Genomic DNA, 11431 nt, shown 5'->3' with positions numbered 1-11431 from the left:
AGCGCTCGATCACCGGCTGGCGCAGCGTGCAGCCGGTCCATCAATGTCCGCGCGTCGCCCGCGGACGTCCCGGACGGCCTTTGTGCGTCCGACGGCCTGTCGTTTTTTGTAACGACTCCAGAAAACCGCCGTCGCCGACCGCCCAACCATGGAGTGTGGCGTCCGTCAGCATTGCCTGATCGACACTCGAAACGCCTCTGCGCACCAATTCGGCATACGCGGCTTCTCGAGCGAACGGCGTGTTCCCCAGCGCCCAATAGAGCGAATGCGGCGTGACCAGCTTGTCGTGGCGCAGGCCCGCATAGTGGCCGTAACTTGACCACGGATAGTCTCGCGCGTCCTCGACGATGCCGGCGCGCACGGGGTTCAGGTCCATGTACGCCATGCATGCCAGCAGATAGCGATCCGTCTGGATCAAGGTCGACTTGTAGCGCCCTTCCCACAAGGTGCCAGAGCGGCCGTGCCTGTCGTTGAAATACCGAACGTAGCGCCTGCCGATCGCCTGCATCCATTGCGGCAGCGCTTCGGCGGTCGATGGCGTCGCCAGGAGATGGAAATGGTTGTCCATCAGCACGTAGGCATGAAGGGCGACGCCCGAAGCGATGGCGTTCTCCCCGGCGAGGGCCAAAAACATTTCGTGGTCCGCCCGATCGACGAAGACAACTTGTCGATTGTTGCCACGCTGGATGATGTGATGCGGCTGGTCGGCCAGCGTGAGGCGGGGCAGTCTTGCCATGGCGCGAATATGGAGGATGAACGACTCAGGAAAGCCTGAAGCGTGTCTCCATCAGCGACTCGAGACCGAACTCGCCCAGCAGGTCCCGCAAGCGCGCCGCCGCACTGGCCTTTCGTTGCCCCGTGTGCCGCGCGATGATCAGCTCGTTCTTCATGCTGTGTTCCCACCCCACCAGTTCGGTGACGGTGACCTGGTACCCATTGGCTTCGAGGTATAGGCAGCGCAACACGTTGGTGAGTTGGCTGCCAATCTCGCGCGTGTGCAGCGGATGACGCCACAACTCGGCCAGTGGCGTACGCGACAACGCCAGCGCCTTCGTCTGGCGCAGACACGCAGCAATCTCCGCCTGGCAGCAAGGCACAAGCACCATGAAGCGCGCCTCTTTCGCGAGTCCGAAAGCGATCGCGTCGTCGGTGGCTGTGTCGCAAGCGTGCAGCGCGGTCACGACGTCGATGCGGGGCGGCAAGGCGGCAGATGCCGCAGATTCCGCCACCGTCAGGTTGAGAAACGACATGCGACTGAATTGCAGCCGCTCGGCGAGCGCGCGTGATTTGTCGACGAGATCCGCCCGAGTTTCGATGCCGTAGACGTGACCGCCCTCTCGCGCACGAAAGAACAAGTCGTAGATGATGAATCCGAGGTACGACTTGCCCGCGCCGTGATCGGCCAGCGTGGCTTGCGCGCCTTCTGCGGGCAGTTCATGCAGCAGCTTTTCGATGAACTGGAAGAGGTGATAGACCTGCTTGAGCTTGCGCCTCGAATCCTGATTGAGCCGGCCTTCGCGCGTGAGGATGTGCAGTTCCTTCAAAAGCTCCACCGATTGCCCCGGGCGCAGTTCGTTCAACACGTCGGCTTCAGCCTTGGAGGTTTTTGCTGTCTTGTTCATCGCCCCGCCCCTCCCGGCCCGACGTCCAGCGCGCGCCATCCCTCGGCACCCAGCGTTTCCAGCGTCTCGATGTTGCGGCCAAAGATGGCTTCCGCGTCAGGAAAGGCTTCAACCGCGCGGCTTACGCTGTCTTCGCGCAGGAGATGCAAGGTCGGGTACGGCGCGCGGTTGGTCGAGTTGGTGATGTCGTCCGCAGCGGTGCCGGCGAACTGAAACTGGGGATGGAAACTGGCCAACTGGAATTCGCCACCATAGCCTTCGCGCGCCAGCCGCCGCTCGGCGCGGGCGGTGAAGTCATTGAAATCGAGAAAATCTGCCAAGGTATTCGGTGCAATCAAGAGTGTGGTGTCGCGCTCGGCGGCGGTCATGGCGGAAAGCGCTTCGGCTTCGACAAGCAGCGCGTCGATGAGCTCGGAATCGCTGTCGGGCAGATAGACCGAATAGTGGATCTGGCCCCTGACATGCACCGCCTTGGCAAACGGGCACAGGTTGAGCCCGATCACGGCGCGCTCGAGCCATCGGCGCGTATCCGCCTCGGCCTGCAAAGGTGACACGACTTTGGGAGCGCTCATCTCATGCCGCTTCCGTACGCGGAACTGCCGGCGAAAGCCTGGCGGCGAATGCAAGGCCGGCCAGCGAGCAAATCAATGTGACCACCCAGGTCCATTGCCACCCGCCCGCGCGGTGCGCGATCCACGCGACGACTGGCGGCGCAATGAATTGGCCCAGCGACGACGCCTGCTGCATCAGCCCGATCGTTGTCGACACCGTCGATGGCCCCGGAGCGAGCCGCACGCCGAGCATGAACAACGTCGCCGGCACCACGCCCCCGCCGAGCGAGAACATGCAAACCGCCAGGTAGCGCAGCGCGGGAGGAAGGCCGAGCGCGTCGTGCGAGCCGCCGATTTGCGCGAACGCCGCAACACTTCCGAGCGCCATCACGACGAAGCCCCACCGCAGCAATCGATCAGGCGCCACCCCGCGCTGCAGCAGCCGCCCACCCGTCACATTGCCGACGATGTTCATTGCGGCGGCAAGCGCCGTCAACGCCGCAGTCCATGTCGCCGGAACGCCTGCTTCGACATAGATGGCCGGCAAAAAACCGATCACGGCCATCCATTGCGACGAGTACACCGCGAAAGCCAGCGCGAGCGTCCACGGCCCGCTGGCGCCCGCCGTGACACGCAATCGCGCCGTCCAGGGCTCTGTCGATGCGCCCGCCGCCGCTCGTCGGGCGCTGTCGCGAGGAACCACCAGCGCCACCCAGATGGCCGCGGCCGCGGAGACGCACGATAGCGTCCACCACCAGCCCTGCCAGCCAACGCGCGAGATCAGCGCCGGCCCGACAAGCAGCGCCAGCGCCACGCCGATGGGCATGTAGGCGCCCCACAAACCCATCGCAGCCTTTTCTGCGCTGGCGGGCGACAAAGCCCGGATCAGCCCGGGCCCAGGCATTGCCGCGAGCAGAAAGCCGAATCCCTCGATCGCCCGAAGCGCAAACAACAACGGCAGCGCCTGCGACTTGTCACCGGCCCAGAGTCCGACCGCGCCGCCCAGCAAACTGGCGAGGGTGACGACGACCAGTCCGGTCAGCATGCTCCGCCGGAGCCCGATGGCATCCGCCGCCAGGCCGACGAAAAGACCGAGCGTCATGCCGGCGACCTGCACCAGCGAAAGCAGGAACCCGGCTTCGACCAAACCGATGCCGAGGTCGAGTTGCAGAGCCGGGACTGCCGGCGGAAGCTTGCCGAGGTGCAACGCGGCGGCGACGCCCGCGGCAATCACCGCCAGTGCGGCGGCGGGTATGCGTGTTCCGGCTCGGCCAGGCGTCGTCATTCGGTCCACCGCTGCCCAGTGAGGCGCTCGTATTCGCGGATCGCAAATCGATCGGTCATGCCGGCAATATAGTCCGCCACCGCGCGGTACCGGTCGTCGCGCGCGGCATAGGCTTCGGGCATCAGGGCGGCATCGTTGACATAGGCAGCGAAGAGCGATCGGACGACGTCCTGCGCCTGATTGGCCGTCTGCATCACGCGAGGATGCCGATAGAGATTGCGATACAAAAAACGTTTGAGTTCCGTGGACTCCAGTCGCATCGCTTTGCTGAACAACACCAACGGCGGCGCCTTGCGCACGGCGTCGGCATCCGAAGGCGCGGTCGATTCCAGGGCCGCCGTCGTCGCATCGATGACGTCGTAGACCTGAGCACTGAGCATGCGCCGGATGGTTTCGTAGAGGACTCGCCTGCCTTGCAGCTCCGGATATTCGTCCAACGTTTGGCGGCGGTACCGGTCGAAGAGCGCGACTTCGCTCAGCCGCTCGATGCCGATCAGGCCCGACCTCACGCCATCATCGATGTCGTGCGCGTTGTAGGCGATCTCGTCCGCGAGATTGCAAAGCTGCGCCTCGAGGCTCGGCTGCGTGCGATCGCAAAAACGTCGCGCGACGCCGCCGGGTTCCTGAGCCTCGATCCGCTCGGCGTTGGCACGCGAGCAGTGCTTGAGAATGCCTTCACGGGTTTCGAAGCTGAGATTCAGGCCGTCGTACTGCGGATATCGATGCTCCAGTTCGTCCACCACGCGAAGGCTCTGCAGGTTGTGCTCGAAACCGCCGTGATGCTGCATGCATGCATCGAGCGCATCCTGCCCCGCATGGCCGAATGGCGTGTGCCCCAGATCGTGCGCCAGCGCGATGGCTTCGACCAGATCCTCATTGAGTCGAAGCGCGCGGGCAATCGATCGCGCAAGTTGAGCCACCTCGATCGAATGAGTCAGCCGCGTCCGGAACAGATCCCCTTCGTGGTTGAGGAACACCTGGGTTTTGTAGACCAGCCGCCGGAACGCCGTCGAATGCACGATGCGGTCGCGGTCGCGCTGGAACGCGTCCCGCGTCGGTGCGGGCGCTTCGGCATACCTGCGCCCGCGCGAGTGCGCGGCATGGCTTGCGTAAGGAGCGAGGCTCACTTCGGCTGCGGCGGTGCCGCTCAGTGTGCGCTGCAATGCGCGATCACCTCTCGCACCATCGCATCGGGGGCGCTGCGCATCACAGCCGATCCCGGCTTGTCGATCACGACGAAGCGAATCTCGCCGGCCTCGGACTTCTTGTCGATGCGCATCAGTTCCAGATAGCGATCTGCGCCAAGCGCCGGCGCGACCACCGGAAGGCCGGCCTTCTGGATCAGTGCCGTCAACCGCCGCACAAAAGCGGCGTCGACGCCGCCAAGGCGCTGCGACAGGTGCGCGGCCATCACCATCCCGCAGCCGACGGCTTCGCCGTGCAGCCACTCTCCATACCCCAGGCCGGATTCGATGGCATGCCCGAAGGTGTGGCCGAAGTTCAGGATCGCGCGAAGCCCGGTCTCCCGCTCGTCCTGGCCGACGACTGCGGCCTTGATCTCACAGCTCCGCTTGACGGCGAGCGCCAGTACAGCGGGTTCGCGCGCCACCAGAGCGTCGATGTTCGCTTCAATCCACGACATGAACTCCATGTCATAGATCGGGCCGTACTTGATGACTTCCGCCAGCCCGGCGCTGAGTTCGCGGGCCGGCAAAGTCGCGAGCGTTGCCAAGTCGCACAACACGAGCTGCGGCTGGTAGAACGCGCCGATCATGTTCTTGCCCCTCGGATGATTGATGGCGGTCTTGCCGCCAACCGATGAGTCGACCTGGGCGAGCAGAGTGGTCGGTACCTGGACGAACGGGACGCCGCGCATGTAGCTCGCGGCGGCAAAGCCTGTCATGTCGCCCACCACGCCACCGCCGAGCGCGAACAATACCGTCTTGCGATCGCTCCCGTGAGACAGCAGTGCGTCGAAGATCAGGTTGAGCGTTTGCCAGTCTTTGTGTGCCTCGCCGTCGGGGAGTTCGAGGACGTGCACGGAGGGGTAGCGTTCGGCCAGTGCATCACGCAGGGCAGTGGCATAAAGCGGCGCCACAGTGGTGTTGGTGACGATCAGGGCCGTTGCTGCTGCGGGCAACGCCGCGAAACTGTGCGGGTCTTCGAGCAGCTCGCTGCCGATGAATATGGGGTAGCTGCGCTCGCCGAGGTGGATCTCAACGCTTTCAGGGGGGACGGACAATCGCATGACCCCGAGTTTAGGTCCATGCCGCCGCTGGCCGACTCAGTCCGGAAGATCGCCTTCTGCGCCCGGCGAAACGATGCCCGCGAGTTCGAGTTGCATGACGATGATGTTGACGAGCATGGCCACAGTAGGGCGGCCTGTTTCGACCACGTCGTGTGCGGTTTCGCGGTAGAGCGGGTCGCGTGCTCCATAAAGCTCACGCAAGCGGCCCAGAGGATCTGCCACTTGCAATAACGGGCGCTTTACGTCATGGCGCAACCTGCGAAAGAGGTCCTCGGGCGCTGAGCGCAGATAAATGACGTGGAAACCCTTCCGCAGCTGGATACGGTTGATCTCGCGCAATACGGAGCCGCCGCCGGTCGCGACCACACCGTACGGCGTCGCTGCCAATTCTGCGATAACCGTCTGCTCCAGTTCACGGAAACGGGCCTCCCCTTCACGTTCGAAAAAGTCCCGGATCGAGCAACCGATCCGCTCCTCGATCACATGGTCGCTGTCAATGAAGGGCAGTTCAAGGCGCTGGGCGAGGCGTCGACCCACTGCGGATTTTCCGGCGCCAGGCAAGCCGACGAGTGCAACCGCCATGCTATTCATCCATCGCGGACTGAAGCGACGGGCTGCCGGGACTCTGGAAGTATGAGCGCAAGATGGTTCGCATAGTAGATGCAAAAGATAGCATCCCAATTGACCGGAAGCCGAACGTACAAAGGCCTCCGGGTGCCGAGGCAGCCGGAGGCCCCAGGGCGGCAATGATGCCGCCCCTGCCTGGTACTACTACCTCAGGTAGTTCACCGTCAGGCGACGCGACGAGACGATTCCGTCGGCCGCGAATTCGACGTCGAACGAAGCCGTAGTCGGGGTGGAGCCGGCGGGAGCGCAAGGATTCGTCGTCAAAGCGCTCAGATCCAGTTGGAAGTCCATCGAAATACGGCTTGGGACCACGCTGAGTTGATCCGTCACCGGTGACGCCGAGATCAGCTTGGCCGTCAACCCGGCAGTCACCGGCTTGAGGGTGATCGTCGTTCCGGCCGCGGGTGGGAAATTCGCCGGAGTGCCCACGAACGCAGAGAACGTCTCAGCGGCGCACGCGTTCTTGAACACCTGTGCGACCACGGTCCCGCCGGTACTTGCACTAAACACATTGAGCAATCCTGCATCAACCATGCGGAAGGACAGCGACTTGCCGATCGGCGTGCCATCACCGAGTGCAGTCGACGCGGTCACCGTGGCCGGCACGCCATCAGCGGGCCGCGGATCCTGGACAAGATAGTCAACCGAACACGCGCCGCCCGATGTGACACAACCACCGCGAGTGGACGTGCCAACCACGCCGTAGTCCGCAGTCACGACGATCGGAAGGCCGTCTGACACGGGGTTGCCATGTGCATCCCGAACCCGGATCGTGACTGTGGATTTGTCACCCGTCTTGTTGAGGTTCAGGTTGTATTTGCTCGCCGACATGTCAAAGCCCTCTTGGGTCGCGACACCGGTGGTCACAGTCAACTGATCAGACTGGGTGCTGACTGTCTTGCCGTTGATCGTGGCTTTGACGACAACGGCAGTCGGGACCGTTTTCGAGGAAACAGTGGTCACCACCACTCCGTCGGAATCGCTTGTGGCAGTTGGGATGTTCAACGTCACGTCCGCCGCGGGGGTAACGGAGAAGGTCGCACCAGCACCTTTGACCGGACTGTTGTTCGAGTCCACGATCCGGAAGCGAAGGGTTGCGGACTCAAGCCGGCCATTGCCGCCCGAACCCTTCAGGACAATAGAACTGTCCGAAGGATTGACATCCAGGAAGTTGATTGCCGTCGCCAGGAGTTGCGGATCGGTCGTACCGCTGGAAGGCGCGCTCGTAATGGCTATGGCCTTCTGCGCGGTGACCGCGGTCGTCCCGACTGTCGCGCCCGCGGAAACAGCTGTGGCGCCGGTATTCGCCGCAGACGCAGCGCGGATTTCCACCACGGCGGTCCCCGTGGCATCCGTCAGAGCGGTCTTGGAGGACGGTGAATAGGTGAGAAGCGAGCCGCCAGTTTCGCTGAAGGTAACGATCGCGCCTGGTACCGCAGCCCCCTGGGAGTCCTTCAACACCGCCTTGACCTGGGCGATTTCCACGCCAGAGATGCTGGAAGTGGAACTTCCACTTCCATTGAACACATCGACCGAGACTTTCGGCGCAGGCGTTGCCGGTTGACCAGTTGAGCCGCCGGGGGCGGTACCTGTACCGGTATTCGCCACGGGTGGCAGGCCGGGGCTGCCGCCCCCACCACCACACGAAATCAATGCGCCGGCCATCAAAGCGACAGCCAGGAATTTCCTATATCTCATCAGTTCCCTCAGATTTCGTGTCACGTGTCACGTGATATGGTGAATTAAATTGTCAGCGAGCCGCATTGCGGTCGGTGATCATCTTGGGCGAAATAAATACCAGCAATTCAGTCTTGTTCGCCGTGCGATTTCGCGTACGGAAAAGCGCTCCGACGTAAGGCACTTCGCCGAGGACCGGGATGCGCGATTCATCGGTCGCTTCCGTCAATTCAAAAATACCGCCGATCACCACGGTGCCGCCGTTTTCAACGAGCACCTCGGTTTGAACGTGCTTGGTGTTGATGGCAAAACCAGCCGTTGTGTTTTGGCCGACGGTGTCCTTGTTGACGTCGAGCGTCAGGATGATGTTGCCTTCCGGGGTGATTTGCGGCGTCACCTCGAGCTTCAGGTTGGCCTTGCGGAAAGCGATGGAAGTGGCACCGCTGGATGTCGCGACCTGGTACGGGAGTTCCGTACCCTGTTCGATCAAAGCCTTGGTTTGATCGGCCGTCACGACACGTGGGCTCGACACGACCTTGCCCTTTCCGTCAGCTTCAAGTGCGGAGATTTCCAGATTCAGAATTCTCGACAAGCTCGAATTGAACAGCGAAATCGCGAAGGTTCCAGCCGCATTTCCGTTGCCTGCAACACCCGTCGAAGGCAGGTTCACGAAATTGGAATTCGTGAAAACCGTTGTTGCGGTCGGCTGGTTCTGGAACACGCCATTCACGACCGGATTCGGCGTGACGATGGGGTTGGCTCCAACTGTGCCGTTGGTGTTGATGATGCCGCCGCCGAGCTTGACGCCCAGCGACTTGCCGAACGTGTCTGTCGCCTCGACGATGCGCGCTTCGATCAGCACCTGACGCACAGGCACATCGAGTTTCTGGATCAGTTCGGCCACTTGCGCCAGGCGCGAGGGGATGTCGGAGACGAAGATCTGGTTGGTCCGTGCTTCGGCGAGCACGCTGCCGCGGGGGCTCAGGATTCGCGTCGCCGTACCGCCGCCACCACCGCTGCCCGAACCGGTGCCGGTCAGGCCCTGCGCAATCTGAACTGCCTTGGTGTAGTTGAGCTGAAAGGACTGCGTGCGCAGCGGCTCCAGGTTCTGGATGGCGTTCTCGGCTTCGAACTGAAGCTTTTCCTTGGCGTTGATCTCATCCTTCGGAGCAATCCAGAGGACGCTGCCGTTCTTGCGCATGCCGAGGTTCTTGGCCTGCAGGATGATGTCCAGCGCCTGATCCCATGGAACATCCTTCAGGCGAAGCGTCAGCGCACCGGTGACCGAATCTGACGTCACGATGTTGAAGTTCGTGAAGTCGGCAATCACCTGGAGAAGCGATCGCACCTCGATGTTCTGGAAGTTCAGAGACAGTTTTTCGCCGCTGTAGCCAACACCCTGGGTCAGCTTGGTCGGGTCGACCTTGCGTGGACGAACTTCAACGACGAACTGGTTTTCGCTTTGGTAGGCGCTGTGCTCCCACTCGCCCTTGGGCTCGATGGTCATGCGCACGCGGTCGCCGACTTGCTGCGTCGTCACCAACTGAACGGGCGTTCCGAAGTCGGAAACGTCGAGCCGGCGACGCAAGCCTTCCGGCAGGGTCGACTTGGTGAATTCGACGACAAGGTTCTTGCCTTGCTGGCGGATGTCCACGCCCACCTGATTGTTGGCGAGGTCGACGATCACGCGACCGGTGCCGTCGGATCCGAGCCGGAAATCGACATCGCGCAGAGGCAGCATGTCGCGGTTGCGGTTTTCGGCAAAGGTCGACTGCGCCATGGTGGTCGCCAAGGCCGCGCCAGCGACGGGCTCGAGCGACACCAGGAGCGACTTGCCCTGGATTTCGGTCTTGTACGCCGTCGCCTGTTTCAGGTTAAGGACCAGACGCGTGCGTTCGCCCGCCTGAACCACATTGACGGACTTCAGGTTGCCCTGGTTCACTTCGACGGCCGAGCGTCCGATGGCATTGGTGACGCCCGGAAAATCGAGCGCGACGCGTGCCGGCGATTGAATGGCAAAGCCCGTCGGCGGCGCAGCCAACGGTTGGGAGAAGTCGATCCGGACGACCTCCGAACCGGACTGCATCGAACTCGTGACCGACTCGATCGCGTTCTGGGCATGGACGACGGCAGCGGCACTGAGGGCCAGCACGGCCGCGCCGGCAGCGCGCAGCCACTGCGCAAGCATTGATTTTTCTTGGTTCATTTCGTCCTCTCTTGCAACTGCAGCGTCGCCACGCGTTCGATCCATTCACCGGCGGCGTCCTGCACGATTTCACGCAAGCCGAGTTCGGTTTCACTGATATGGGTGATGCGCCCGTAATTGAGTCCGAGGTAGTTGCCGACCCGGACCTGATAGAGCAACTTGTCGACACTGATCAACGCGACCGGTTGGCCATTGCGATTCAGGCTTCCCACCATCGACATCGAATCGAGCGGGAATGCTTCCAGCGCTTCCTTGCGGCGGGTCAATTCCGGAGCGATGAGTGCGGAGGTGCTGGGCTGGCTGGAGTCGCGACGCAGCGCCTGCGTCAGCTTCTGCATGTCGAACGGTTCGACGGCGCTGCCTTCCGTATAGGCTTGCGGAGTGAACTTCTTGGGCTCCGTGATCGGAGGCACGGTCGGCTTGACCTGCGCGCGCTGCTCGTCCATCCAGCGCTGCAGATCCTCTTGTTCGGACCCCATGCAGCCGCTCAGGACCGCCGCGGCGACACAGAGACCCAGAAAACCGAGCGTTCTCATTTCTTCTTTGCCCCCGCCGCCGCACGCTTCTGCATGTTTTGCTCTTCCTCATCCAGATAGCGGTAGGTCCGCGCAGTGGCATCCATGACAAGGGCCCCGTCTTTTTGCGGAGTCACGGAAAGATTGTTCAGGGTCACGATGCGCGAGAGGTTCGCGACGTCGGCCGCGAATGCACCCATGTCGTGGTAGCGACCGGTCACGCGCACAGCGATCGGCAGTTCGGCGTAGTAGTCCTTCACCGAAATCTGCCCGGGCCGGAACAGTTCGAACTGAAGGCTGCGGCCAAGCCCCGCCTGATTGATGTCGGAAAGCAGGGCATCCATTTCAGCCTTGCTCGGCAATTGCTTTTCAAGCAGCGTGACGTATTGCTGGACCTGTTCGCGCTGCTTCTTGAGCAGTTCGAGGTTGGCCGCTTGCGCGACCTTCTTCTGGTAGTCGGCACGGAGAGTGACTTCCTTTGCACGCGCCGCTTCGAGCTCGTCGTTCGAATTGGTCAGCCAGACAAACCACAGAGCTGCCAACACGGCTGCGGCGACGGCCACACACAGCGCATAGCGAGGCACAGGCGGCCATACCGAAGGATCGTTCGGATTCAGTCCCTGGAATTGCCGGCCCAGGCGCTGCACTGCGGCGCCCACGTCGAACTTTTGGGAAGAGCGTTTAGTTGCCATGATGAACG

The 11431-nt window shown here is 62.5% G+C and carries 11 protein-coding genes; all 11 read right to left on the bottom strand.

The features are described 5' to 3' along the window. Nucleotides 1–40: 40 nt before the first annotated feature. Nucleotides 41–736, bottom strand: a complete 696-nt coding sequence (locus tag AC1DMA_RS20265; protein WP_478125462.1) for a transposase — start codon at nucleotides 734–736, stop codon at nucleotides 41–43. A 25-nt stretch (nucleotides 737–761) separates the two neighbouring features. After that, on the bottom strand, nucleotides 762–1622 hold the full coding sequence (locus AC1DMA_RS20260) for a class I SAM-dependent methyltransferase (RefSeq protein ID WP_478145324.1): 861 nt from the start codon (nucleotides 1620–1622) through the stop codon (nucleotides 762–764). After that, nucleotides 1619–2194: a DUF1415 domain-containing protein gene (locus AC1DMA_RS20255; protein WP_478145323.1), complete on the bottom strand. Its 576-nt coding sequence runs from the start codon at nucleotides 2192–2194 to the stop codon at nucleotides 1619–1621. Before AC1DMA_RS20255 ends, AC1DMA_RS20260 begins: the two co-directional genes overlap by 4 nt. A 1-nt stretch (nucleotide 2195) precedes the next feature. Further along, nucleotides 2196–3458 carry an MFS transporter gene (locus tag AC1DMA_RS20250; protein ID WP_478145322.1) on the bottom strand — a complete coding sequence of 421 codons (1263 nt, stop codon included), beginning with the start codon at nucleotides 3456–3458 and terminating at the stop codon, nucleotides 2196–2198. Beyond that, a complete protein-coding gene (locus AC1DMA_RS20245; RefSeq protein ID WP_478145400.1) occupies nucleotides 3455–4585 on the bottom strand; it encodes a deoxyguanosinetriphosphate triphosphohydrolase in 1131 nt (376 codons plus the stop codon). Before AC1DMA_RS20245 ends, AC1DMA_RS20250 begins: the two co-directional genes overlap by 4 nt. 20 nt (nucleotides 4586–4605) lie before the next feature. Beyond that, nucleotides 4606–5706, bottom strand: a complete 1101-nt coding sequence (aroB, locus tag AC1DMA_RS20240; protein WP_478125458.1) for a 3-dehydroquinate synthase — start codon at nucleotides 5704–5706, stop codon at nucleotides 4606–4608. Nucleotides 5707–5742: 36 nt separating this feature from the next. Then, nucleotides 5743–6288 (bottom strand): shikimate kinase, encoded by a 546-nt coding sequence (locus AC1DMA_RS20235; RefSeq protein WP_478125457.1) that lies wholly within the window; start codon nucleotides 6286–6288, stop codon nucleotides 5743–5745. A gap of 189 nt (nucleotides 6289–6477) precedes the next feature. Beyond that, on the bottom strand, nucleotides 6478–8031 hold the full coding sequence (locus AC1DMA_RS20230) for an Ig-like domain-containing protein (RefSeq protein WP_478125456.1): 1554 nt from the start codon (nucleotides 8029–8031) through the stop codon (nucleotides 6478–6480). Between the two features lie 52 nt (nucleotides 8032–8083). Then, nucleotides 8084–10216 carry a type IV pilus secretin PilQ gene (locus AC1DMA_RS20225; protein ID WP_478145321.1) on the bottom strand — a complete coding sequence of 711 codons (2133 nt, stop codon included), beginning with the start codon at nucleotides 10214–10216 and terminating at the stop codon, nucleotides 8084–8086. Further along, the gene (locus AC1DMA_RS20220) at nucleotides 10213–10752 is read right to left on the bottom strand and encodes a pilus assembly protein PilP (RefSeq protein WP_478125454.1); all 540 of its coding nucleotides are present in this window, start codon (nucleotides 10750–10752) and stop codon (nucleotides 10213–10215) included. Before AC1DMA_RS20220 ends, AC1DMA_RS20225 begins: the two co-directional genes overlap by 4 nt. Continuing rightward, nucleotides 10749–11423 carry a type IV pilus inner membrane component PilO gene (locus AC1DMA_RS20215; protein ID WP_478125453.1) on the bottom strand — a complete coding sequence of 225 codons (675 nt, stop codon included), beginning with the start codon at nucleotides 11421–11423 and terminating at the stop codon, nucleotides 10749–10751. Before AC1DMA_RS20215 ends, AC1DMA_RS20220 begins: the two co-directional genes overlap by 4 nt. Nucleotides 11424–11431: the final 8 nt, after the last annotated feature.

The sequence above is a fragment of the Variovorax sp. 05N34 genome, from assembly GCF_056397405.1.
The sequence above is the reverse complement of the archived record's forward strand: the minus strand, read 5'-3'. Positions and strand labels throughout refer to the sequence as shown.